The following is a 22,480-nucleotide window of genomic DNA, read 5'->3' as shown; positions in this document are numbered from 1 at the left end:
CGCCGGTCGCCGAGGGGGAGTTTTCCTCGAACTCAGCCGCCAGAGTGAGAAGTCGAAGGTCCGGTCATCGGCCTGGCTGGCTGGGGCCCTGGCTCAGGGCGGTGAGGGCCAGGTGTAGTTGGTGGGCGCACTCCTGCTTGGCGCCGGTCACGAACAGGGCGCGTGCGGTGCGTGCGGCGAGCATGGCGTGCATACGCGGGGTGGCGTGCCAGCGCACCCGGTTCCGGGCGGTCTGGAGCAGGTCGATGGCCTTCTCGGCCTGGCCGGGGGTGGAGTAGCACTGGATCGCAGCGAAAGAGGCAGCGCAGGCGCCGGCGGTCGGGTCGTTGGCTTCGGCGGAGGCGCGCAGCGCACCGTCGAAGTAGCGGGCGGCCATTCCCGCCTTGCCCTGGACCAGGCGGCCACGGCCATGCGTCGCCTGATGAACGCCACCCGCCGCCCCGACCCCAAACCCGGATGGCAGGACCGGATCGAGGCCTTCGCCAACGCCGACACCCAGCTCCGTGTCCTGGCCACCCGTGGGCACCTCACCCGGGGGCTGCGCGCCGTGCTGGCCCACCACGCCATCTTCGCGTTCAACCGCGCCGGCATAGCCGCCGACCAGCAGGCCGCCACCGCCCTGACCGGCTCCCACCTGGCCTTCACCACCACCGACGTGTCCACCCGACCCAGGGACACGGCGACCCCTACGCTGACCCGAATGGAGAACACCCTGAACACCCCAACCCCCGCGACCGAGCCCGCTGAGCTGCGCCACGCACTCGTGGACCGCCTCACCAACGCCCAGCGCCTGCGCACCCCCCACATCACCGACGCCTTCCGCCACGTCGAACGCCACCGGTTCCTGCCCGGAGTGGACCCCCAGCAGGCCTACGTCGAGGACGCCGTGCCCATCAAGCACGACGAGACCGGCGAGATGATCTCCTGCATCTCCGCCCCCTCGATCGTGGCCACCCAGCTGGAGCAGCTCGACGCCCAACCCGGTCACCGGGTCCTGGAAGCCGGGGCGGCCAGCGGGTACAACGCCGCCCTCCTGAGCCGCCTCGTCGGCCCCCGCGGGCACGTATGGACCATCGACGTCGACCCCGACCTGGTCGAGACCGCCCGCACCAACCTGGCCCAGGCCGGGGCCGACAACGTCACCCCAGTGCTGGGCGACGGCGCCGCCGGGCTGCCCGAGCACGCCCCCTACGACCGCATCCAGTTCACCGTCGGAGCTGGCGACATCCCCGTCAAGATCTTGGACCAGCTCGCCCCCGGCGGGCGCCTGGTTCTGCCCATGCGCATCCGCGGCAGCATCTCCCGCAGCTTCGCGTTCGAGCGCGACGGCAACTGCTGGCGGACGGTCTCGTGTGAGATGAGCACCTTCGTGCCCCTGCGCGAGGGCGTGTGCAACGACGTCTACACCCGCGTCCCCCTCCAGGGCGAAGGCGCCCTGCACGTGGAGACCTTCAGCGAACAGGACGTGAACCGCGAGGGGCTGAGCACCGCCCTGGGTCACCCCCCGGTCAAGGCCTACACCGGAGTGAAGCTGCGGGCCGGAGCCCCCTGGGAGTGGCTGTACCTGTACCTGGCCTGCACGCTCCCCAACGGCCTATCCCGCATGCCCGGCTCGCGCCCCGGCTTCACCCCGAGCTTCGGCTGGGGCGCCATGGCCGCTCTGGAGGGGGCCACCCTCGCCTACTTCACCGTCCGCGAGGGCGAAGACGACCAGGGCCGGTTCTGGGAGATCGGCGTCATCGGCCACGGCCCGCGCGCCACCGAGCTCACCGACCACGTCCTGACCCGCACCCGCGAGTGGGACCAGGGATGGGGCAACACCGCCCCCGAGCCCGGCTTCCGTATGGCCACCGGCGCGGCCCGGGACCAGCTCACCAGCACCGACGGGTTCGTCATCGACAAACCCCACAGCCGCCTGGTCGTCGACTGGCCGCGCCGGAGCTGACCCCGATGATCCCCCCGATCGCCCGACGGCTGCCCCTGGTACGCCGCCGCAAGGAACCCGCCCTGCCGCTGCAGAGCCGCATCGACCACCTGGCCGGGCTGGCCGTCGAACCCGCAGGCGCGAGCCACCGAGACCAGGTGGCCCGCGCCTGCGCGGCCCTCAACTACGCCGCCCTGATCGCCTCCGACCTGGGCATGCCCCAGACCGCCGCTGACCTGTGCTGGCGTCAGTTCCACATCTTCACCAAAGCCCCCCACCTGTCCGGTGAGATCGCTGTGATGGGTCTGATGCCCCTGGTCAACCTCTCCCGACTGCTCACCCGCAGCGGCGACGGCGAGGGCGCCTACAGCATCCTCACCCGCCTCTACCAAGCAGCTCAGGAGCGCACCAGCACACGCATCCTCGGCCGTGACGTCGACCTGGGCCCCTTCACCCAGGGCCCGGACCACCGGCCGGTGTGCCAGGAGCTGTGGAGCGTCCTGCTGGTCGACGGCGCCCGCGCCCTGGCCCGTCTCGGTCGCTGGACCCAGGCCGCCGACGCCATGCGGGCGCACCGCGGGGTCGGAACCCGGCTGTTGGACGGCCGCCAGGTGCTGATCATGTCGTTGCTGGAACAGGACCTCTACGAGCAGGCCCGCGCCACGATCGACGCCTCCGCCCCCACCGAACCCTGGGAGAGCACGGTCTTGGCGCTTCTGCGCGCCTCCTGCCCGACCCAGGGAGCCTTCGCACCCGATGAGGACATCGACACCGCGTTGCGCGAAGCAAGCACAGCCCTGTCCTCTCCCCACCCTGAGGCGGCTGTGTTCCAAACCCGCGTCGGCCTGGCCGCCCTGGACTTGCCCCACGAGCACACCAACCCAGACCTGGAACCGTTGCGGCAGGCCACCGCCGCAGCGGCCGCACTCGACGCCTACGCGGCCCGGGAGGCGCTCGCCCACTGCGGGCTCGGCCCGTACCTGAGCCACGCACACCACCAGCGCCTCACGAACGTCCTGACAGCAGCAGGGATCGACACTGGCGAACTACCCACCACCCACCGCTGCGCATTCACCACAGCCATAGACCAGGCCGCACTCACTGTGCGCAGGACCCTCGAATGCCCTTCCACCTCACCTGTATCCACACCACCGACTCGGTGAACAGAAAGGGCCCGGGCCTCGCAGCGGTGCTTGGCAGGCCCCACGACAGCACGAGGAAGGGCACATGGGCGGGTTGACGCAGGATCCGGGTTTCCTGGGCACTGTGTGGGTAGTCCTGGACTTCGAGGCGACCACCCCCGCAGGCCGCCCCCCTCAGCCCATCGAGGTCGCTGCTCTGGCGCTGCGCTACGGGTCCGGCCGCTGGAGGGAGGCCGGCCGCAGCACCTCCCTCATCCGCCCGCCAGCCTTCGCTCCCGTGACGGCCGCCACCACGGCTCTGAACGGCCTGACCCCGGAACAGCTCGCGACGGCGCCGTCCCCCGCCCAGGCGCTGGGTGCGCTGGACCGGCGCTTCACCGCGGGCACCCGGTATCTGCTGGTGGCCCAGCACGCCACCACCGAGGCCAACCTCCTCTACCACCAGCGCGAGCACTGCCCGACCCTGGCCCGCATCAACCTGATCGACACCATCCCGCTCGCCAAGCACTTGGTCCCGAATCTGGACAACTACAGGCTCGACACGCTGCTCACCCACTTCGCGATTCCCCGCCCCGCGGACCGCCACCGGGCCTACGCCGACGTCGACGCCACAGCGCTGGTGTTCATGCGGCTCATTGACGCTGCCGACCGCGAAGGAACCATCGGAGACCTCGCTGGGCTGGTCAAGATCGCTGGACGCACCGCCAAGGCCAACCGGCCCGTCCAACAGGACCTGTTCGACCTGTGACCGACCGTTATCACTGACACCCTCGCCGAGGTCGTGCAGCTGTGGCCTCTACGCGTGGTACCAGGGTGGGTGTGCCGAGGGCGCGCCGTGGGGAAGGGCCGGTCGGATCTCGAGGTAGCGCTGCTTACACATCGCAGGGGAGCTGACCACATCGAGCTTGACTCATTCTGCTGACAGTTGTCACCAGTCTGTGTCATGGTGTGTCTGAGGCTGACGGCACCGAGCAGTCGCCTCGGCCCAGTACCCCACCTGCGAGGGAGAACGATGAGTGATAACCGAGTGCAAGTCCGGCTGGATGAGGACACTGCTACCTGGCTGGACGACCGTGCTGAACGAATGCAGGGCAACTCCCGCCCCGAGCAGGTCCGCGTCGAGGTAAGCACGTTCCGCTACGCGCTGGCCGCCGAACTACGCCGTATCCGGCTCACCCTGAACCAGGCCAACTGTATCGCCGATGCTCTCATGGACACCCAGGTGACGTCGGGCGTAGCCGTTCGGGTACCCGCGGTCTATGCCAACGTCGCTGACGCCTTCGGCCTGGCCAACAACGATCATCTGCCCCTAGCCACCTACGGCTCCCGGTGGGACATCGACGAACAGGCCCTGCTGGACTACCTGCGCACGCTCGGACCCACTGCTGACCACGCTCTACACGACGCCGTCAGCCGCTGGTGGGCAAGCGATCACGAGGACCGTGTCAGCGTCCAGGGGTGGAGGGCTGTAGGCCTGCGCGTCATCGATACTGACGCTTTCAAGGACGGGCCGCCGTTCTGACCTGGCTCCCGCCTGCCACACCAGCCACCATCGCAGGAGCAGCAGAACGGGAGGCCGGTCCCGGGGGACACCACACGAACTCGCGCGCAGTAGGCCTTGGGCAACCGCCCCGTAGCAGCACGAGACAGCGAACATTCAAGAAAGGCCTCTCCATGGACCACGTAGAGGTGCATCGCATCAACGGGGATCTGCTTCGTCTGCTGAGGCGCGAGTCTGCCCGACGAGACACACGGCCGGGCTTTCGCACACATGGGGGAGAAACAGCCCCGGCCTGGGTGTTCGCTGAACGGGCGCTACTGCTGGAAGCCATCAACACTGAGCGAGCCCGGCGCGCTCTGCCCGCTGTCACACTCGAGGACGTGCGAGACGTAGAGATGACGGCCCTGGGACACGTCGACTACGCCCAGAAACTGTCGTGGCGATGCGCCGAGCTCGCGCTCGGGCCGGCTCACCCCTAGAAGGCTAGTCTCACCGCCCGAGAACACCGCAGGTCAAGGAGTGGGCCAGCGACAAATAGTTGCGACGTATTGCTACTCAGTCCAGTGGTCGGCCCACCGCTGAGCGGCCTCGGCCAAGGCCTTCCGCCACTCCTGCTCGGGGCGGATCTTCGCGTAATGCCGGTTCATCAACACATCGGCCCGAGCGAACACCGCCAGCGCGTCGAGGTCGAGCTGCCCCCACAGGGTGGACGCCGCCAGGAGCTTTTCCACCTCGGCCGCGTCATGGCCCGAGGAGACCAGCTGCACGGCCAGGCACGACGGTGCCACGAGCGCCGAGGCCACGGTGGGCCATGCCCAGTCGACCACCCACACCCGGTCGGTGCGGTCGATGAGGATGTTGCGGGGGTGCAGGTCGGCATGGGTCAGGTGGTTGCCACGGACCACCTCGACCGTCTCCCCGGGCAGAGCACGGTCCCACCGGGTCTCCACCCACGAGCGGGCCACCTCCGGGACGGGGAGAGCGGCGATCTGGTCCACCGCCTGCACCACTCGGGGCAGGTCCGGTGAGCCCGGGGCGAAGTCGGCCGACCTGCCCTCGATCACCTCGAACCCCAGCGCGAACCACCCGGCCCCGCGGGCCTGCCACAGCAGGGGCGGGGCCAGCCCGTCCAGGTGCGCGTTGATCTGCCCCTCACGTTCCACCTCAGCCAGCACGCCTCCGGGACGGTCGGGGACGGCCTTGAGGAACACGCGCCCTTCCTGGCCGGTGCCCACGGCAGTGGTCGAGTAGTCACTGCCCTCGGCAACAGGGCTCACGTCGGTGATGCGCCCGGTGTGGGGTGATGAGTTCGGTGAGCTCGGAATCCATGTCCTCGGTTTCTGGGAGTAGCCAGCAGGCGGGTCCGCGGTTCATCGCCCAGCGCCCCTTCTGCCCGGGCAGGAGGCGGACGACGTGAGCCGCCTACGTCTTCTACGCGGCCGGGCGCCGAGAACCCTCTGTGAGCGTCCCCGACCTGCCAGCAAGGGGTGGGCGCTGGGGGAGTCACTGCCAGATGCGTTGTTCGTTCACGCACTCTTTGTCCCGCAGGGCCTGGCTCAGGTCGATGCCTTCCCGGTTCGCGATCGACGCGAGATAGATCAGCACGTCGGCCAGTTCTGCACCGAGCTCCCCGACCGAGCTGTTGGGGTCCATGCTGAGCGAAGCGCCCTTGCGCACGGCTTTGCACACTTCCCCGGTCTCCTCTGCCAGCTTCAGGGCCTGCTCGATCGTGGTGCTGCCGGCGAAGCCGCGCTCCAGCTCCATCCTCGCCACGTACTCCTGGATCTGCGCCAGGGTGAGCGGGCCGGGAGACAGCGGTTGCATACAGAGCGCCTTCACAGAGGAGGGATCAGAGCACGGACGCTACCAGCGCAGCGCCCCCGTAGGTGGGCAAACGGGCGAACACGCCAGATCCGAGAAACGGCCCCGGCTCTGGACCCGTATCAGAGCCCAGTGGGGTCAACGACGATGCCGCGCTCAGCGGAGAACTGGGAGACCTGTGCCTCGGACAGCACAGCGGAGACCGCCTCGGGGGTGTGCCCGGATGGGTTGCGGATATGGAAGCGGCCGTTGCGGTGACCGATCACCAACACCAAGTGTCCACCCTTTCCCGGCGGTGGAAGGTGAGGGCGGCGGATCTCTTTGTGGACCGAGGCCAGCACCATCCGCCCACGGTCCAGCTCCGCGCGCATCGCTGTGGTGTCCAGGTCGGTGCGGACCTGCGCGCGCAGACCGTGATGGTCACGGACGTACTCCACGAACGGCGCGTACACCAAGCCCTTCACCGATCCGTCAGCCTGCTCCAGATACCCCCCTGCCCGACGTACCCCGTGCAGGAGCTCCATCAGGGGCGGGGCATGCCCGTCACGGTGGAGCAGTACCATACGCAAACTCGCCATCCCGCAGGCGTGCCGGCACCACCGGGCATACTCCTCCTGCGACGCCGCCCCTGAAACCTCCCAGGCAGGGTCTTCTCCAGGGTCGTACCCCTGGTAGGCGATCTGTTCAATCAAGGCAGGCGAGGCGTACTGGGTAATCGCCGGTACGGGCTCATGCAGTGTGGCCAGGCCCGTACAGGCTCCGCACTGTGAATGCATCGTCCTCCCCTTCGTGTGCGGTTTCACGGCCCTGGGAGGGCGAGCGTGAGGTGGTCCTTCGGCGTCTGTGGGTCGACCCCACCAGCCCTTCGGCGGTCAGGATGTGCTCGGCGAACTCCAGAGTCACCTTGCGGGTAGAGGGGTCTACCGTGCGCGGGTCAGGCCAGAGGAAAAGGAAGAAGGAGGTCTGGACCGTTCGCAGCGCGGTGTCGTGGCCAGGGTGACGACGATCGCGGTGTTCCTGTTGCCACTGCTCGCACACCTCCTCTACCCCCGTGGCCCCGCCGGCGTCAACGAAGTAGCGCTGGTCCTCGGTCACGGCTCCCATGTGCCACCAATCGCCCCAATTGAGGGCGTCTCCGATGATGGCCAGCTCCCACTCGCGGCCGTGCTGGGCAGCCTGATGGATCAGGGCCCAAGCCATGAGCGGGCACGCCCCCTGCCGGAACCAGGCGATCGTCGGTGCCGTGAGCACGCCCGGGGTCACACCGACGGTGAAGGAGCCGTAGGTGAGGGTGGTTGAGCAACCAGCCGGAGTTGGCGAGTGCTGTCGGGAGTTCATGGGCGCCCATTCTGTCGAAGGGGTAGGTAGGGCACCGGATGAGCGTGAAGGTCACTCCGCCATCGGAACCGCCCCGGTTGGCCTCGGCCACGTCCGACCGGGGGAGCAGGGTCGGGCCGGCACGCTCCTCGAGTTGGGGCCGCACCGCGGGCAAGGGGTGAACCTTCAGATGCCCTCCTTGGTGTGACCGAGGCCCAGCAGGTTCTGGACCCGCTGAGCCAGACCAGGGCTGCCGTCGGCGTGCACGGTCATGATCCCCAGTTCCTGAGCAGGGACGAGATTGTCGGGGTTGTCGTCCACGAACATGCACTCTGCGCTGTCCAGACCCAGCCGGTCCAGCGTGCGCTGGTAGATTCGCGGATCGGGTTTGGCGATGCCCTCCACCTCGGAGAGCACCGTCACCTCACATAGCCCAGTCACACCGAGTGCCTGGTAGGGGTCGTAGGGGTCGCGGCCGAAACTGTTGGACAGCAGCGCCGTCCTCAGACCAGCACGGCGTGCTGCGTGTGCCAGCTCGATCATCTGTGCGGCAGGCTGCACCTGCGCCCAGGCACGTCCCATGAGGTTGTCGTGCTCCTGAACCTGCAGCAGCGCGGCTGTCAGCCGGTTCCATTCGGCCTGGGCCAAACGTCCAGCCTCCAGCTCCTGGTACAGGCGGCGCCCTTCGGGGTGGTACCCCAGGGTGTGTCTCCAGGCGTGGGCAGGCAGGCCCTGGCTCACGCACCAGCGTCGCAATGAGGGGCCCACCTCAGTGGTGAGGACGCCGACGAAGTCGAGGATGAGCCCGCGAAACGGGGGAGCGGCAGGGGCGGAGCACATGGGGTCTGTCCGTTCATGGAGGGGGAAGGACACAACCGGGTTCTCGCGCTTCGGCGAGTCTTCAGCCAGAACAGTGATTTCCCTGCCCGCCCGCCTTCACACCGCCCGAACGACCCCCGTCGCCCTCGCTGTCGGATGCGGAACCTGTCAGAACCCTGTGCTTCAGACACTGGAGGCCAGGACGGCCTCTACCCCCTCGTCCAGGAGCCGCTGAGCCACGTGCTCACCCACCATCTCCGGTTGGTCGGTCACTCCGGTGGCCTCGGCGCGGATGGTGGTGGAGCCGTCGGTTGAGGTCACCTGGGCAAGCAGATGTAGCCCTCCGGCGCGGGTGGTGGCATAAGCGCCGATGGGCACATGGCAGCCACCCCCCAGGATCTTCATGAGCGCACGTTCGGCCCGTGTGGTGGCCGCTGCCTCCTCGTCGTGCACCGCGGCCACCACACGGGCCAACGCGGTGTCGTCGGTGCGCACCTGCACCGCGATCGCCCCCTGGGCAGGAGAGGGCGGCCACCAGGCGGGGTCCAGGTACTCGGTGATGTTCTCCTGCAGGCCCAGCCGGTGCAGCCCGGCTGCGGCCAGCACCACCCCGGACAAGCCCTTCTCGCGCATCTGCCGCAGGCGCGGGGGGACGTTGCCGCGGATGGGGACCGCCACCACACCGGGGCAGGCGTGGTGGAGCTGGCCCACCCGACGGGGCGCACCGGTGCCCACCCGGTGTCCGGGGGAGAGCGCGTCCAGAGTGGTGCCGCACAGGGCATCGCGCACCTCGTGGCGGCGCGGGATCGCAGCGACCATCGTCCCCGGGGTGGTGGCGGTGGGCAGGTCCTTGAGGGAGTGGACGGCCACGTCGATCTCACCAGCCAGCAGGGCTTGTTCGACGGCGCCGGCGAACACCCCGGCCCCAGAGGAGGCGGAGGCGAGGTCGCGCAGACTGCTGGTGCGGTCCTGATCTCCCGCGCTCATGATGGTGCGCCGCACCCAGGTGTGCTCCGGATGGGCGGCGTTCAGGTGGTCCAGGACTTCGGTCACCATGGTCTGGGCCAGACGGCTCCCCCTGGAGCCGATCCTCCACGTGGGCATACGTTCTCTTCCTGACGGAACGGCTATGGTCTGAGCGCCTACAGGTCCCAGGACAAGACCAGCTGGACCGGGCCCCGGTCCAACACGAACACCCCCGGCCCAGGGGTGGGCGTGTGCGCCCCGACGCGGTACACGGTGTAGGTGGGCCTGGCGTGCCGGTGCAGCGCCCAGGCGTTGATCAGCTCGCACACGCGGCGGGCCAGGGCCTGACCGGCCGGGGCGTGCCCGACCACGCCGATCTCCGTACGCGGCCCCTGCTCGCCCTCAGGCTCCAGGATCCGGTGGGTGAGGTAGGTCAGTCCGCGCTCGCCGTCCGGAACGCTGGCCATGGCCCCCCACCCCAGACCGCGCGCCAACCCCTTGCGAGCCTCTTCCTCTCGGCTGTACATCAACCGCGAGAGCGTGTTGTCCAGGTGCAGCGCCAGCCACAACCACATGCCGTCCAGCGACTCCATGCCACCGAACCGCACCCCAGTCCACACTGTCTCTTCCGGCTCGGCCAACACCCCCACCACCTGGGCGTCGGCGATGTCCTGTTCCCGGTTGACCTGCAACCTCACCCCCGCGTCACCGGACACATCCACCAGCCGACGCGAGTCGTCCCCGATCCCGTCGCGCAACGGCATGAAACTGCACAGCTCAGCACTGGTACACACCCAGTGGTCCTGGTGGGCGCGCAGAGCCAACGCATAGCCCACGTCCCCGGCCACCCGCATCGGCACGACCAGCACCCCACCGGGGGCGAGCTGTTCCAGCCAGGCGATCGGCAGATGGTGGGCTCCCACGGTGGCGATGATCCGGTCGAACGGCGCCAGATCCTCCGCCCCCAGGGCGCCGTCGGCACACCGCACCTGCACCTGGTCTGCCCCGACCTGCTCCAGGTGGGTGCGGGCATCGGTGACCAAGTCGTGGCCGACGTCGATGCTCACCACCTGCCCGTGGGGGCCGACCAGGTGGGCGAGCAGGCCAGCGTTGTAGCCCGTGCCAGCTCCCACTTCCAGCACCCGCATCCCCGGCTCGATCTGCGCTTGGACGAGCATGCGGGCCACCACCGCCGGATGTGAGGCGCAGCTGATGGAATCCCCATCCGGGCCGTCCTTGACCGAGACCGTGCGATCGGCGTAGGCCTCCTCCACCGGAGCGTGGGGCACGAACACATGCCGGGGCACAGCGAGCAGCGCCTCGGCCACCGGGGCGGTGAGAGTCTGCTGCTGGGTCAGACGGTCCACCATGGCCTCGCGGAGCGCAGCGTGGGGATGTCCGGTGGTGGTCGAGGTCATCGCACCTCTCCTGGGGGCAGTATGCGGGCAGGGCCAGCGTAGAACGCCGGCCACCCGCAGGCAGGGCTATTCTGAGAAAAGGCCCCCCAAGCGCTCTGGAGCACTACCGTCAAGACATGGCTGCTCCCCACACGCCCATCACAGACCTGCACCAGACCAGGATCGAGTGCCCCGGTTGCGGATGGCGCCAGCTCCTGGATGAGGACCTGCACGAGGGCTACACCGAGTCCCTGATCGCCTGGCACCAGGCGCACCCTGCGCAGGACATCGACCACTTGGCCGTGACCGAAGGCCTTCAAGGCGGGTTGGGTATCGCTGAGTACGTGCGCTGGACAGATGACGGCCTGGGCTGTTTGGCGGTGGGGGACGAACGCACCGGGCAAGCGGGGCACTTCAACCACGAGTGCCTGGCCGTCATGGAGTCGGTCCATTTCACCAGCGGGCTGACCCAAGCGGTCCAACGCACCAGGCGCCGCCTCGACTACAGCCGCTCCCAGGCCACGACCACGGTCGTGGACCTGGCGCTGACCCTCTACCGCAAGGGCCTGCTCGTTCCTGCCCCCTCGGCCAGCGACCAGCCGCGCACGTGAGCTCCCGCCCGAACCTGAGCGGCCGAAAGAAACCCGCTGCACCACAACCCAAGAGCTGCAAGGCTCACCCGCTATGGAACACACCATCCCTGAACCCCGGACCGGTGACGCGTTCGGGCGCACACTCCAACGCTGCTGGGCGGCCGGCGCCGCACCGGGCGCCGCTTTCGAGATCACCGAACGCGATGACGGCTACATCAGTGCTGCCGACGCCGTCCGTTACTTCACCCCTGCCGAGGAGCTGTCCGAACTGGACCAGAGGGCGGTAGCGCTGACCCAAGGGCGCATCCTGGACGTGGATACGGGGGCCGGACGCCACGCCCTGGCCCTCCAACAGCAGGGAAAGGACGTGTTAGGACTCGACCCGTCCCCCCGGGGCTGTGGAGGTTGCCCGCCAGCGCGGGGCCGCGGCCGAGCTCGGCTCCATCGCCCACCCACCCGAAGGAATCGGCGCCTTCGCTCCGGTGCCGACGGGGTCCGCTCGCACGCGCGCCGGATTCCCCTACGCCGGACGAGGGGGACGCATGTGGGTACCGAACCGCTGGTCGTAGTCGCTGAAGGGTATGGCCAGGTGAAGTGCCCGATCACGCACCATGTTGGCGTTCACGACCTGGTGAAGGTCGGTGACCAGTTCAGGGGCGAGCATGGTGCCATCGGCGGTGTAGTGCATCCGGACCAGATGCTGTGAGTCGAACAGCCAGAAGTCGTACTGGGGGATGCCCTCGGGCCACGCGCCTTCCTGGATAGGCAGGATGTGGACGCCCTCGCCCGCCCGGACACTGCGACGGTAGGCGCAGGCGCATTCGAACCGCACGTAGTCCGTCAGGGGTTCGGTGACCACGTGGACCCGACGGAACTGGGGGCCGCGGCTGACGATGCGGTCCCACTCCTGCTGGGAGTCGGATTCGATCAGTTCTCCATCAGCCATGAAGGCAGCAAAGGCTTCCCGCTCGTAGCCGACGTCGTAGGCCTGGAGCGTTTCCAGCCGGAAGGCCGTGTAGCGGCACTCCTGGAACAGGTAGTCGAACTCCTCCTCCGTCAATGGACGGGATCGACTGTCCTGCAGGTACCGGCGGCGGATACGGTCTGCCTCCTCGAAGGCGGCATCACCACGAGCCAACCGTCGAATGTCTGCCGCAGCCAGCGCATCGGGGAGCGCTGTGTCGCGGTGCTCAGCGCTGGGGGATCCGGTGGTCCCGTCCACGGCCTTCCTTCCGGTGTGCTATGACCTCTGTGTAGGAGATCATGTGGTCCATACCCGGTCCAGTACGTGAGGTTGAAGCAGGAGACGCAGACGCGGTGCCTCACACACAACAGGAGAACGAATACGCCCTCCCGATCCCGGCATCGGTCCAGGCCCCGCCTCCGTTCAGGTACGGGGCCGGATCCGGGATCTCCATGAGGCGGCGTCCGCCAAGATTGCCGACGCGGTCCCGGACAACACGCGCCGGGCCTACGTCGGCGACAGAGGCGGGTGGTGATCCTCTAGGACGCGGGTATGTGGAACGCGCCCGGCGTTCATTAGGCAAGTCAGTTGTCGGAAGCAGGGTTGTCGGTCAACGGTGGTCTAGACCCGTTGAGGTGTGGAACGGATCCACTCTCGCTCAGAAGCGGGGCGTATTTCTCAGGCCCGGCTATGATTCGACGAGCTCGATACCGATCGCGACCACACCCAGGGCTTCGCGCTCAGGTGGATAGATCTCTCGGATGCTGCGCAACTGGTGGGCCTTGGCCGCGGTCGGGTTGACCGACGAGACTAGCTCTTGCTCGAACATCCCATCGAAGTCGGCGTACCGAGCGATTCGCGTGATCCGGGTGAGCACCTTCTCGTCGCGGCACTTGAATCGGAGAAGGTCACCTTCCTTCAACCGCTTGCGGCTGCTGTCGTTGACTTTGATCTCGGTCGTCTTCTTGCCCGAGGCGATCAGGTCGAAGTACCGCTTGTCGATACCCAACTCGTGTGTGCGAGGGCGCTGGTCGAGGTCGGCGGTTCGGGAATTCATCAGTCGCCCTAGTGTTCTTCGAAAATGGTTGACGCGAAATCCCGGTCTGTCGACCTCCAACATGATGTGCTCTGCTCGTCGACTGCTGTCAGAGCTTCTTCAGTCCACACGTCCTCACGTGTACGGGCCGAACGCCCCTTGTGTAGGGGCGCCTGAAGGATCCTCAAAGCAACTACTACACTCCGTCGTAGTTGTAGTCCGCCCCGCTGATACGTGTCCACGAGGTTTCCTCCATGCCCAGTAGCACCCCTGGCACATGGCGCCATCGTGCCGTGCCGCGACCTGTGACGATTGCTTTGGCAGCCGTGCTCGCCTTGTCCGGCTGTGCCGGGGGCAACGAGATCCAGGCCACCAACGAAGACCAACGGTTCGTCTCCGGTGACGGCAGCGCCACCACCTTCGAGACCGCCGAGCGCACCGAGGCGCCCGACGTCACGGGAACCACCCTCGACGGCGAGGAGGTCTCCCTCAGTGACTACGAGGGCGGCATCGTCGTCCTCAACTTCTGGGCGAGCTGGTGCGGCCCCTGCCGGGCCGAGCAGCCGGTCCTGGACGAGGTCCACACTGAATACGAAGGACTCGGCGTTGGCTTCCTCGGTGTGAACATCAAGGACAGCCGAGCTGCGGCAGAGGCCTATACCTCCAGTAAGAGTGTCGTCTACCCGAGCCTGTACGACCAGCCCGGCGCGGTGCCCCAGGCTTTCCGCGACACCGTCCCGCCCCGGGCCATCCCCAGCACGCTCGTCATCGACCCCGAGGGTCGCATCGCCGCGCGCGTCATCGGCGCGACCACCTACGGGCAGCTGACCGACCTGCTCAACCCGCTGGTGGTCGAGTTCGGCTTCGGTGACCCGGAGGAACGCCCCCGGGTCGCCGAACAAGACGCCGAAGAATCGCCAAAGGAACTCGAAAACAAGGGTGACGCAGCGATCGAGGAAGGCACCAACTGATGGATGTGATTGGCGCCACCGTCCTCACCGGTTCCCTGCTCGCCGCGATCCCGCTGGCACTGGCCGCCGGACTGGTCTCCTTCCTCTCCCCGTGCGTGCTCCCGCTCGTGCCGGGCTACCTGTCCTATATCTCCGGTGTGAGCGGTTCCCATGTTCGGGAGCACCAAAAGGGGGACGTAAGCGCAGGGGATGCCTCGGCCACGCGAACCGTCGCCGACATCGACGCCGAACTGGCCTCCCGCCGCTGGACCATGGTCACCGGCAGCGTCCTGTTCATCGCCGGTTTCACGCTGGTGTTCGTCGCCGTCGGCGGCTTCATCGGCTGGCTCGGCGAGATCCTCATGGACTACACCGATCCCATCACGCGGGTGCTCGGTGTTCTCACCATCGTCCTTGGCCTCGCCTTCATGGGCGTCATGCCGGGCTTCGGCCGCGAGTTCCGCTTCCACCGGCTGCCCCGCGCCGGACTGGCGGGCGCGCCCCTGCTCGGCGTTCTCTTCGGCCTCGGCTGGACCCCGTGCATCGGGCCGACCCTGGCCGCCGTGCAGACCCTGGCCTTCGTCGAGGGCGGCGCGGGCCGCGGCATGCTGCTGTCCCTGGTCTACTGCGTCGGGCTCGGGCTGCCGTTCGTCCTGGCCTCGCTCCTCTACCGGCGCGCCCTGGGCACCTTCGACTGGCTCAAGCGCCGCACCCGCGCGGTCACCGTGGTCGGCGGGGCCATGCTCGTGCTGGTCGGTCTGGCGATGGTGACCGGACTGTGGACGCAGTTGACCATGGCCATGCAGGGCTGGGCCGCCGGTTTCCAGACGGTGATCTGATGAGCACGATTAAAACTGAGACTGAGAACGCAGGGAAGGCCGACGTGGCCGACGGGAAGAACGATGGGCACCAGCCCAGGGGACTGGGTCCGGTCGGCTGGCTGCGCTGGGCCTGGCGCGTCCTCACCTCGATGCGCACCGCGCTGATCCTGCTGTTCCTGCTGGCGGTCGGGGCCATCCCCGGCTCGTTCCTGCCGCAGAACGTGGTGAGCGTCGCCGAGGTCCAGACCTACTTCGAGGAGAACCCCGAGCTGGCCCCCTGGCTGGACCGGTTCTACCTCTTCGACGTGTTCTCCTCGCCCTGGTACGCGGCGATTTACCTGCTGCTGTTCGTCTCCCTGGCGGGCTGTGTGTTCCCCCGCGCGATGGCGCACGCCCGCGCGGTGCGGTCGCGGCCGGTGCGCACACCCAGGAACCTGGGCCGCATGCCGTACGCGGCGCGGTTCACCACGGACGCCGACCCCGAGACGGTGCTGGAACGGGCCCGCGGGGTCCTCGGGCGGTACCGGATCGAGCGCTACGGCGACTCCCTCTCCACCGAGACGGGCTACCTGCGCGAGGCCGGGAACGTCCTGTTCCACCTCGCGCTGCTGGGCCTGCTGCTGGCGCTGGCCGCCGGGTCCTTCTTCGGCTACCGGGGCAACCAGTTGCTGGTGGAGGGCCAGGGGTTCGCCAACACCCTGACCTCCTACGACGCCTTCTACCCCGGGCACTGGACCGACACCGGCGACCTGGAGCCGTTCTCCCTCCACCTGGAGGACTTCGAGGCGGAGTTCATTGAGGAGGGTGAGCTGCGGGGGCAGGCGGAGTCCTATGTCGCCGACCTCACCTACAGGGAGACACCGCAGAGCGAGGAGGAACGGCACCAGCTGGAGGTCAACCACCCGCTGAGCGTCAACGGCGTGCAGGTCTACCTGCTCGGTCACGGGTACGCGCCGGAGTTCGAGGTGCGCAACGCCGACGGCGAGGTGGTCTTCGAACAGGCGGTTCCGTTCCTGTTTCGCGAGACCGCCACCTACACCTCCGACGGTGTGGTCAAGGTGCCCGACACCGGAGGCGAGCAGCTTGGTTTCGTTGGGGTGTTCCTGCCTACTGCCGCAGAGAATGCTGAAGGCGAACTGGTCTCCACATTCCCCGGCGTGCAAAACCCCCGGGTCACGCTGGAGGGTTACCAGGGCGACCTCGGCCTGATCGACCCGCAGTCGGTCTACCAGCTGAAGACCAGCGACATGGAGAAGCTCGGCAGCTCGCCCGTGATGGAGATCGGCGACACCTGGGAACTGCCCGACGGCGCCGGGTCGATCACCTTCTCCGGATACAAGGACTACATCAGCATTCAGATCAACCGGGACGGCGCCCGACTGCCCGCGCTGGCCGCGGCCTCCCTGATCGTCGTCGGCCTGATTATCACCCTGTTCGTCCGTCCGCGTCGCGTGTGGGTGCGCGCGACCAGGGGCGAGGACGGCCGTACCCGGGTGGAGCTGGCCGGTCTCGGCAAGACCGAGGTGGCCGGAAACAACGTGGAGTTCCACGAACTCACCACCGAGCTCGCCAGGCGCCTTCAGAGCAAGTCAGACGGCAACCCCCGAAGTAGCACGCCATCCGGCCCGCCGGAGCTGACGGCTACGTGACGTGATCGTTGGGCCCTCGACGCCTCTGCTCATCAAGGCCGCAAGGGTGGTGTGTTGCCCTAGACGCTGTTGATCATTGGCTCGGGCGCTTCACCGGCCGCGAACATGGTGTGATCGAGGACCATCGACGCTTGGCCCTCGTTCGCGCTGATCGGTGCGCACGAACTGCTTATGGCGCACGCAATAGCCGAACACACGTAGTTTCCGGAGCAGGCCGAACGGGTTCTGGGAGGCGGACCAGTATCTCCTGACACAACCGGCACCGACGCGAAGAATGCCGACGCGGACTTGAAGATGGCATTGGCCCTGCGCAGCTCACGGTTCTCATGTTCGAACTCGGCGATCTTGTGGGCCTGGTGTCGGTAGTGGTGCCGGGCCGGTTACCGGCACTCGGCGATCGGCTGGTGGACACCCGTCGAGTTCGAGAAGAGACAACCGAGCACCATGGCCTGAGGATCCGAAAACACGGCTCCATCAAAGCCGGTACATGACAGAGTCTCCATCACACCCGGCACGAGACACCATCGGCTGTATGCCTGTCACGGTCACGATGAAGGCGCGCGGTACGGCGCGGCGCAGCAGCCATCCCGTCAGGTCCACCGGAATGCCCCTTCCGCCACGCGTAGACGACCGCCGCGGCCAGGACGGCGAGGAAGGCGAACATCTCGACGACGGCGGGCGCCCCCTTGTCCGTCACGACGAGCACCCAGGGGTACATGAAGACCATCTCCATGTCGAAGGCCAGGAACAGCAGCGTCACCGTGTACCAGCGCACGTGGTACCGCGAGACCGCGTGCTCGGTTACGGCCTCGCCCGACAGGAACGGCGCCACGGTCACCGGCGCGCGCCGGAGGCGTACCGCCGCGGACACGCCGTAGACGCCGAGGACGAGGGCGGCCACCACACCGGCGAGGACGAGCGCCGATCCGAAATCCTCCACTCGATACCTCCTGCCGTGGCCGATTACCACCTGCGGCTACTCGGCGTCGGAGGTCGCAAACTCCGAGGATGCGGCATGGTGCCCATACCGGGACCACGCTAGAGGAGAACAGGTGACGAATCGGGGAAGAAGCACGCTGATCAGGGGAGTGGCGACCATGATTCGGCCCGGGACCATTCGTGGGTCCACCCGGTTTTCGTACGGTTGTTCCGCATGCAGGATCCCGTTGAACGCCGGTCAGGGATTCGGTGTCGCGACGGTCATGTTTGGACTTCTCGTCAGGTGTGGTGGTTCATGAGGCGCAGCAGGAGAGTTTGGCGACGTCGCGGGTGAAGGTCTGGGCGGCCAGCTTCAACCCCTCTGCCATGGTCAGGTAGGGGCACCAAGTGTTGGCCATCTGATCGACGCTCATCCCCGCTTGAACGGCGTAGACCGCGGCGGCGATCACGTCCCCGGCGCCCTCGGCCACCGCGGTCACCCCGACCACGCGGCCGGTGCCGCGTTCGGCCACAACCTTGATCAACCCCCGGGTGTCGCGGTTGACCAGAGCGCGGGGCACGTTCTCCAGGGGAAGGACCCGGCACTCACAGTCCAGGCCCGCCCGCTCGGCCTGGGCGTCGGTGAGTCCGACACCGGCGATGGCCGGGCTGGTGAAGGTCACCCTCGGCAGGTGGCGGTAGTCCAGCACCCGGTCGGCGCCGTCCAGGGCGTTGTCGGCCACCACCGCTCCGTGGGCTCCGGCGACGTAGACGAACTGCGGGTGCCCGGTCACATCCCCCGCCGCCCAGATCCGCGGGTTGGTAGTGCGCAGGTACTCATCGACCACGACCTCGCCATGTGCATCCACCTGGACCCCGACCGCGTCAAGGTTCAGGCCGTCGGTGACCGGGCGGCGTCCGGTGGCGACCAGCACCTCCTCGGCGACCAGTTCCTGGCCATCGACCGTGGCCACTACCCGACCGCCCTCGCGCCGCAGACGTGAGATCGTGGCGCCGGTGCGCACGGTGATGCCCTCGTCGGCGAAGACCTGAGCGATGGCCTCACCGGCCTCGGGCTCCTCGTTGGGGGCCAGATGGTCCAGCGCCTCCACCACGGTCACCTCGACACCCAGGCGGGCGAAGAGCTGGGCCTGTTCCAAGCCGATGTAGTTTCCGCCCACCACCAGCAGCGACGAGGGCAGTGCCTCCAGCTCCATGGCGGTGGTGGAGATCAGGTACCCCGCCTCGGTCAGGCCCTCGATGTACGGCGCCCAGGGCTGCGAACCGGTGGCGATCACATAGTGGGCGGCCTCGATGCGGCGAGACCCGCCGTCAGCCAACTCCACCGCCAGCGCCGGGCCCTCGGCGAAACGGGCGTGCCCGGACACGATCTCCCAGCCGTACTCGGCGGCCAGGTCCACGTACTTGTCGGCGCGCATGTCCTCCACTAGGGCACGTTTGCCTTCGATCAACTCGGCGAGGTCCACGTCCTCGGCACTGGTCCGGATGCCGGGGAATCGGTTTGCGGACAGGGCGACGTGACGTGCCTCGGCCGCGGCCAGCAGCGCTTTGGAGGGCACGCATCCGGTGTTGACACAGGTGCCGCCGATGGTTCCGTGCTCAATCATCACCACCGAGCGGTCTTTGCGCCGCGCGGCGATCGCGGCGGCGAACGCAGCCCCGCCCGAACCGATAACTGCCAGATCGAAAGCCATGACCGTTCCCCTGCGCGTCAGCTACTCGGACCACCTAGTTTTATTCGCCTTAGCGAATACACCCTGTTCGGATAGTATCCGCTTAGAGCTCATCTCAAAAGCCCTACGAGATGCTCCTGAGCCTGGCATGATCACGTGCTGTGAGCGATGTGTTGCCCGATGGGCTCTGGGAGATCGTCCAGCCGCTACTGCCTCCCGCGCCGCGGACCGGCCGACCCCGGGCGGACCAAAGAGCCGTGTTGACCACGGTGCTGTTCGTCCAGGCATCCGGCTGTTCCTGGGAGAAGGCCGATGGCCTGTTCGGCGTTACCCGTGCCACCGCCCACCGCTGGTTTCAGACCTGGACCGAGATGGGCCTGTGGCCCACGATCCACCGCACGATCCTGGATGAGCTGGGCAGACGCGCCCTGCTGGACTGGTCCCGCGCCACTGTCGACTCCCAGTCGATCCGCGCCAAGAGAGGGGGAGAGCACGGGGCCAAACCCCACTGATCGCGGCAAACCCGGCTCCAAGCTCCACCTGCTGTGCGACAACCAGGGCCTCCCGCTGACTTGCGCGGTCTCCGCGGCCAACGTCAACGACATCGAAGCGCTCAAGCCCCTGGTCCGGGGCGTTCCGGCGGTGCGATCGCGGCGAGGTCCCCGGCGGCGGCGTCCAGCCAAACTTCACGGCGACAAGGCCTACCACTCCCGGGACCAGCGCCGCTGGCTGCGCGAGCGCGGCATCGGCGTGCGCCTGGCCCGTCCCGGCATCGAGTCCTCCCAACGTCTGGGACGCCACCGGTACAAGGTCGAACGCTCTATCGCCTGGCTGGGCTCCTACCGCAGATTGAACGTGCGCTGGGAGCGCAAGGCCTCCACCTTCCTGGCCATGCTCGGCATCGCCTGCATCCTCATCTGCTACAAGCACCTGGCCAAGCATGCTGACGGCTTTTGAGATGAGCTCTTAGGCAAATGCATCAAGGGAGCGGGAGGGCGTGTTCCTGTGAACGACACCATGAGCGCAGACCAGGCTCAGCCCGGGACGCAGACGCTGTTCCCCGATTCAGGGGCCGGGGTGGGGGTGGTCGCCAAGTTCTTCCGCGCTCTGGGTGATCCCACCCGGCTACGGCTGCTGGAATTTCTGCTACACGCCGAGCACACCGTCACCGAGTGCGTCGAACACGTTGGGCTGTCCCAGGGACGCGTGTCGACGCATCTGACGTGCCTGGCCGACTGCGGATACGTGACCGCTCGTCGTGAGGGCCGACGCGCCTACTACCGGGTCGCCGACCCACGGGTGGCCGACCTGGTGGTGCTCGCCCACGCCTTGGCCGCCGACAACCGGGCCGCCCTGGCCTGCTGCGATCGCATCGATGCCCACACCCACTAGAGGGACATCACTCTCTCCATGGCTTTGCTCAATGGGGAAGACATAGTGTGCCCCCAGGCCGGGAGCCGCGCCGGGCGTCCCGGGGGTTCCTGCGGACAGACAGACGTGCTGTGTGCGGGGGCCGGAGCCTGCTGCGGCCCCGACCGGTCCAGGCCGTCTTACTCGGTTTCCTCGTGCGGGGAGCCAGGGGTACCGGGCTTTCCGGTGTCGTCGGCCGTGCCGGTGTTGCTGTTGGCCAGCCATGCGTCCCAGGAGCGCTGCCAGTAGCCCCATCCGTTGTCGACTGCGAGTTCGCGGTCGGTTCCGGTGACGATCAGCGGGTCACCCATGTAGGAGTTCTCGTAGAACCACCTGGCGTCGGCGGTGGCCAGGTTGGGGCAGCCGTGGCTGAGGTTGGCCTCACCGAGCTGGTTGTTCCACGGGGCGGCGTGGGTGAACTCGCCACTGTCGGAGAAGCGGACGGCGTACTGGACTTCGAGTTTGTAGCCTTCGGGGCTGTCGACCGGGACGCCCACGGTGGAGGAGTCCATGACCAGGGTCTCGTACTTCTCCATGGTGAGGTGGACGCCGCTGGTGGTGGTGTACCTCTCGACGTCGGCCCGGCCGATGCTGGTGGGGAAGTCCTTGATCTGCTGTCCGTCGCGTTCGACGGTCATGCGGTGGGTGTCGCTGTCGATGGTGCTGATCTGGGATCGACCGACGGTGAAGTTGAGCTGGTGGTTCTCGATGCCGTAGACGCCCTCGCTCGCCTGGACACCGGCCAGACGCAGGTTCACGGTGACGTTCTGGTTGGGCTGCCAGTACTCCTGGGGACGGAAGACCGCCGTCTGGTCGCCGAACCAGTTCCAGGCCCCCTGTACCGGTTCCTCGGAGATCACCTCCATAGTCGACTCCACGCGCGCCTTGTTCTGCACGGGCAGGTCGAACTCGACGATAATCGGCATGCCCACGCCGACGGTCTGGCCGCTGACGGGGAAGTTCGACGCCAGTTCCAGGCGCTGGCCCTCGGTGGCGGCGAGCGTGGAGAAGGCGCTGGTGACCTCGGTCTTCTCTCCGTCGGCGGTCTCGGCGGTGGCGGTCACCGTGACGTCGGCGCCGGGAGTCAACGTCCAGTCGCTGGTCCACTCGGTCCTGGCGTCGTTGAGGGAGCCGGTCATCTTGTTGGCACCGGAACCCTCCTGCCCGGCCGTGTTGACCCGCACGTCGGTGAGGGTGCCTCCCTCGGCCTCGACGATGATCGGCAGGTCGGGCCGAACGCCGGTCGCACCGTCCTCAGGGGAGATCTGGACAGTGAGCGGGGCGGCGGTCTCTTGCGGTTCTTCGCTACCTGAGGTGTCGGCTTGGGGGGACGAGCATGCGGTCGCGCCCAGCACGCCGAGGGTGAGCAGGCCGAGCGCGAGGCGTCTGTTCGGAGGGGGAGGGGTGGTTCCCGTCATCGTGGATTCTCCGTCTGGATTCTCGGGGTCGCCGTTCTGTGAGAACAGGCGATGCCCGGGAGGAAGTCGGGGGAATGGGGAAGGTTGAACGCGGCGGTGTCACCCGGGCCGGGCGGTGGTCGAGGTCATGGACGTCGACG

Annotated in this window: 23 protein-coding genes; 10 read left to right on the top strand and 13 right to left on the bottom strand. The window is 67.8% G+C overall.

What is annotated here, in order from left to right; genetic code table 11:
* Nucleotides 1-64: 64 nt before the first annotated feature.
* On the bottom strand, nucleotides 65-376 hold the full coding sequence (locus tag HGB44_RS03245) for a hypothetical protein (RefSeq protein ID WP_061080259.1): 312 nt from the start codon (nucleotides 374-376) through the stop codon (nucleotides 65-67).
* Nucleotides 377-421: 45 nt separating this feature from the next.
* Between HGB44_RS03245 and fxlM (HGB44_RS03240) the strand changes: the two genes are divergently transcribed.
* From fxlM (HGB44_RS03240) to HGB44_RS03225, 4 genes are all read left to right on the top strand, one after another.
* Entirely contained in the window at nucleotides 422-1,945 is a 1,524-nt protein-coding gene (fxlM, locus tag HGB44_RS03240; protein WP_082768319.1) for a methyltransferase, FxLD system, read from the top strand.
* Nucleotides 1,946-1,950: 5 nt separating this feature from the next.
* Nucleotides 1,951-3,087 (top strand): hypothetical protein, encoded by a 1,137-nt coding sequence (locus HGB44_RS03235; protein WP_061080258.1) that lies wholly within the window; start codon nucleotides 1,951-1,953, stop codon nucleotides 3,085-3,087.
* A 64-nt stretch (nucleotides 3,088-3,151) separates the two neighbouring features.
* Nucleotides 3,152-3,814: a 3'-5' exonuclease gene (locus HGB44_RS03230; protein WP_061080257.1), complete on the top strand. Its 663-nt coding sequence runs from the start codon at nucleotides 3,152-3,154 to the stop codon at nucleotides 3,812-3,814.
* A gap of 336 nt (nucleotides 3,815-4,150) precedes the next feature.
* On the top strand, nucleotides 4,151-4,588 hold the full coding sequence (locus tag HGB44_RS03225) for a hypothetical protein (protein WP_168443922.1): 438 nt from the start codon (nucleotides 4,151-4,153) through the stop codon (nucleotides 4,586-4,588).
* Between the two features lie 530 nt (nucleotides 4,589-5,118).
* Here HGB44_RS03225 and HGB44_RS03220 read toward each other — a convergent pair.
* The 7 genes from HGB44_RS03220 to fxlM (HGB44_RS03190) all read right to left on the bottom strand — a co-directional run bounded on the left by HGB44_RS03220 (nucleotide 5,119) and on the right by fxlM (HGB44_RS03190) (nucleotide 10,908).
* Nucleotides 5,119-5,844 (bottom strand): protein kinase family protein, encoded by a 726-nt coding sequence (locus HGB44_RS03220; RefSeq protein ID WP_168443921.1) that lies wholly within the window; start codon nucleotides 5,842-5,844, stop codon nucleotides 5,119-5,121.
* Between the two features lie 226 nt (nucleotides 5,845-6,070).
* A complete protein-coding gene (locus HGB44_RS03215; protein WP_061080253.1) occupies nucleotides 6,071-6,391 on the bottom strand; it encodes a MazG nucleotide pyrophosphohydrolase domain-containing protein in 321 nt (106 codons plus the stop codon).
* Nucleotides 6,392-6,510: 119 nt separating this feature from the next.
* The gene (locus HGB44_RS03210) at nucleotides 6,511-7,080 is read right to left on the bottom strand and encodes a C39 family peptidase (protein ID WP_231972394.1); all 570 of its coding nucleotides are present in this window, start codon (nucleotides 7,078-7,080) and stop codon (nucleotides 6,511-6,513) included.
* A 37-nt stretch (nucleotides 7,081-7,117) separates the two neighbouring features.
* Nucleotides 7,118-7,726 carry a hypothetical protein gene (locus HGB44_RS03205; protein ID WP_168443920.1) on the bottom strand — a complete coding sequence of 203 codons (609 nt, stop codon included), beginning with the start codon at nucleotides 7,724-7,726 and terminating at the stop codon, nucleotides 7,118-7,120.
* A 165-nt stretch (nucleotides 7,727-7,891) separates the two neighbouring features.
* Nucleotides 7,892-8,545 carry an HAD family hydrolase gene (locus tag HGB44_RS03200; RefSeq protein WP_061080250.1) on the bottom strand — a complete coding sequence of 218 codons (654 nt, stop codon included), beginning with the start codon at nucleotides 8,543-8,545 and terminating at the stop codon, nucleotides 7,892-7,894.
* Nucleotides 8,546-8,707: 162 nt separating this feature from the next.
* Nucleotides 8,708-9,628 (bottom strand): hydroxymethylbilane synthase, encoded by a 921-nt coding sequence (gene hemC, locus HGB44_RS03195; protein ID WP_061080249.1) that lies wholly within the window; start codon nucleotides 9,626-9,628, stop codon nucleotides 8,708-8,710.
* 38 nt (nucleotides 9,629-9,666) lie between these two features.
* On the bottom strand, nucleotides 9,667-10,908 hold the full coding sequence (fxlM, locus tag HGB44_RS03190) for a methyltransferase, FxLD system (RefSeq protein ID WP_061080248.1): 1,242 nt from the start codon (nucleotides 10,906-10,908) through the stop codon (nucleotides 9,667-9,669).
* Between the two features lie 116 nt (nucleotides 10,909-11,024).
* Here fxlM (HGB44_RS03190) and HGB44_RS03185 point away from each other — a divergent pair, with 116 nt between their 5' ends.
* On the top strand, nucleotides 11,025-11,498 hold the full coding sequence (locus tag HGB44_RS03185) for a hypothetical protein (protein WP_061080247.1): 474 nt from the start codon (nucleotides 11,025-11,027) through the stop codon (nucleotides 11,496-11,498).
* 502 nt (nucleotides 11,499-12,000) lie between these two features.
* Here HGB44_RS03185 and HGB44_RS03180 read toward each other — a convergent pair.
* Together HGB44_RS03180 and HGB44_RS03175 are read right to left on the bottom strand one after the other, a co-directional pair.
* Nucleotides 12,001-12,702 carry a DUF6879 family protein gene (locus tag HGB44_RS03180; RefSeq protein WP_231972393.1) on the bottom strand — a complete coding sequence of 234 codons (702 nt, stop codon included), beginning with the start codon at nucleotides 12,700-12,702 and terminating at the stop codon, nucleotides 12,001-12,003.
* Nucleotides 12,703-13,132: 430 nt separating this feature from the next.
* Entirely contained in the window at nucleotides 13,133-13,564 is a 432-nt protein-coding gene (locus HGB44_RS03175) for an ASCH domain-containing protein (protein WP_231972392.1), read from the bottom strand.
* A 170-nt stretch (nucleotides 13,565-13,734) separates the two neighbouring features.
* Between HGB44_RS03175 and HGB44_RS03170 the strand changes: the two genes are divergently transcribed.
* From HGB44_RS03170 to resB, 3 genes are read left to right on the top strand one after another with little or no spacing between them, the layout of a single operon-like run.
* Entirely contained in the window at nucleotides 13,735-14,451 is a 717-nt protein-coding gene (locus tag HGB44_RS03170) for a TlpA family protein disulfide reductase (protein ID WP_082768318.1), read from the top strand.
* Complete coding sequence (locus tag HGB44_RS03165; RefSeq protein ID WP_061080244.1) at nucleotides 14,451-15,269, top strand: cytochrome c biogenesis CcdA family protein; 819 nt, start codon at nucleotides 14,451-14,453, stop codon at nucleotides 15,267-15,269. The genes HGB44_RS03170 and HGB44_RS03165 overlap by 1 nt, the downstream gene beginning before the upstream one ends.
* Nucleotides 15,269-16,900, top strand: coding sequence for a cytochrome c biogenesis protein ResB (resB, locus tag HGB44_RS03160; RefSeq protein ID WP_061080243.1), 1,632 nt, complete (start codon nucleotides 15,269-15,271; stop codon nucleotides 16,898-16,900). The genes HGB44_RS03165 and resB overlap by 1 nt, the downstream gene beginning before the upstream one ends.
* Before the next feature lie 502 nt (nucleotides 16,901-17,402).
* Here resB and HGB44_RS03155 read toward each other — a convergent pair.
* Both HGB44_RS03155 and merA read right to left on the bottom strand, forming a co-directional pair.
* Complete coding sequence (locus HGB44_RS03155) at nucleotides 17,403-17,840, bottom strand: NADH-quinone oxidoreductase subunit A (protein ID WP_082768317.1); 438 nt, start codon at nucleotides 17,838-17,840, stop codon at nucleotides 17,403-17,405.
* A 292-nt stretch (nucleotides 17,841-18,132) separates the two neighbouring features.
* Entirely contained in the window at nucleotides 18,133-19,533 is a 1,401-nt protein-coding gene (gene merA / locus HGB44_RS03150) for a mercury(II) reductase (RefSeq protein WP_061080242.1), read from the bottom strand.
* A gap of 140 nt (nucleotides 19,534-19,673) precedes the next feature.
* On the opposite strand from merA, the gene HGB44_RS03145 reads away from it, so the two are divergent.
* A protein-coding gene (locus HGB44_RS03145) for an IS5 family transposase (protein WP_231972698.1) occupies nucleotides 19,674-20,469 on the top strand; the annotation gives its coding sequence in 2 pieces (ribosomal slippage) (nucleotides 19,674-20,005 and nucleotides 20,004-20,469; 798 coding nt in all).
* A 60-nt stretch (nucleotides 20,470-20,529) separates the two neighbouring features.
* On the top strand, nucleotides 20,530-20,904 hold the full coding sequence (locus HGB44_RS03140; RefSeq protein WP_061083660.1) for an ArsR/SmtB family transcription factor: 375 nt from the start codon (nucleotides 20,530-20,532) through the stop codon (nucleotides 20,902-20,904).
* Between the two features lie 158 nt (nucleotides 20,905-21,062).
* Here the strand turns inward: HGB44_RS03140 and HGB44_RS03135 are convergent, their stop codons facing one another.
* Entirely contained in the window at nucleotides 21,063-22,340 is a 1,278-nt protein-coding gene (locus HGB44_RS03135) for a L,D-transpeptidase (RefSeq protein ID WP_082768655.1), read from the bottom strand.
* Between the last annotated feature and the right edge of the window lie 140 nt (nucleotides 22,341-22,480).

Source organism: Nocardiopsis alborubida, from assembly GCF_012396365.1.
Classification (GTDB): Bacteria; Actinomycetota; Actinomycetes; order Streptosporangiales; family Streptosporangiaceae; genus Nocardiopsis; species Nocardiopsis alborubida.
The sequence above is the reverse complement of the archived record's forward strand: the minus strand, read 5'-3'. Positions and strand labels throughout refer to the sequence as shown.

Coding starts and splice junctions, on each gene's coding strand:
- fxlM (WP_082768319.1), top strand. CDS start 422: ATGAACGCCACCCGCCGCCCCGACCCCAAACCCGGATGGCAGGACCGG.
- resB (WP_061080243.1), top strand. CDS start 15,269: ATGAGCACGATTAAAACTGAGACTGAGAACGCAGGGAAGGCCGACGTG.
- HGB44_RS03245 (WP_061080259.1), bottom strand. CDS start 376: ATGGCCGCCCGCTACTTCGACGGTGCGCTGCGCGCCTCCGCCGAAGCC.
- merA (WP_061080242.1), bottom strand. CDS start 19,533: ATGGCTTTCGATCTGGCAGTTATCGGTTCGGGCGGGGCTGCGTTCGCC.
- HGB44_RS03175 (WP_231972392.1), bottom strand. CDS start 13,564: ATGTTGGAGGTCGACAGACCGGGATTTCGCGTCAACCATTTTCGAAGA.
- HGB44_RS03135 (WP_082768655.1), bottom strand. CDS start 22,340: ATGACGGGAACCACCCCTCCCCCTCCGAACAGACGCCTCGCGCTCGGC.
- HGB44_RS03230 (WP_061080257.1), top strand. CDS start 3,152: ATGGGCGGGTTGACGCAGGATCCGGGTTTCCTGGGCACTGTGTGGGTA.
- HGB44_RS03165 (WP_061080244.1), top strand. CDS start 14,451: ATGGATGTGATTGGCGCCACCGTCCTCACCGGTTCCCTGCTCGCCGCG.
- HGB44_RS03205 (WP_168443920.1), bottom strand. CDS start 7,726: ATGAACTCCCGACAGCACTCGCCAACTCCGGCTGGTTGCTCAACCACC.
- HGB44_RS03200 (WP_061080250.1), bottom strand. CDS start 8,545: ATGTGCTCCGCCCCTGCCGCTCCCCCGTTTCGCGGGCTCATCCTCGAC.
- HGB44_RS03140 (WP_061083660.1), top strand. CDS start 20,530: ATGAGCGCAGACCAGGCTCAGCCCGGGACGCAGACGCTGTTCCCCGAT.
- HGB44_RS03225 (WP_168443922.1), top strand. CDS start 4,151: ATGCAGGGCAACTCCCGCCCCGAGCAGGTCCGCGTCGAGGTAAGCACG.
- HGB44_RS03170 (WP_082768318.1), top strand. CDS start 13,735: ATGCCCAGTAGCACCCCTGGCACATGGCGCCATCGTGCCGTGCCGCGA.
- HGB44_RS03235 (WP_061080258.1), top strand. CDS start 1,951: ATGATCCCCCCGATCGCCCGACGGCTGCCCCTGGTACGCCGCCGCAAG.
- HGB44_RS03215 (WP_061080253.1), bottom strand. CDS start 6,391: ATGCAACCGCTGTCTCCCGGCCCGCTCACCCTGGCGCAGATCCAGGAG.
- HGB44_RS03185 (WP_061080247.1), top strand. CDS start 11,025: ATGGCTGCTCCCCACACGCCCATCACAGACCTGCACCAGACCAGGATC.
- fxlM (WP_061080248.1), bottom strand. CDS start 10,908: ATGACCTCGACCACCACCGGACATCCCCACGCTGCGCTCCGCGAGGCC.
- hemC (WP_061080249.1), bottom strand. CDS start 9,628: ATGCCCACGTGGAGGATCGGCTCCAGGGGGAGCCGTCTGGCCCAGACC.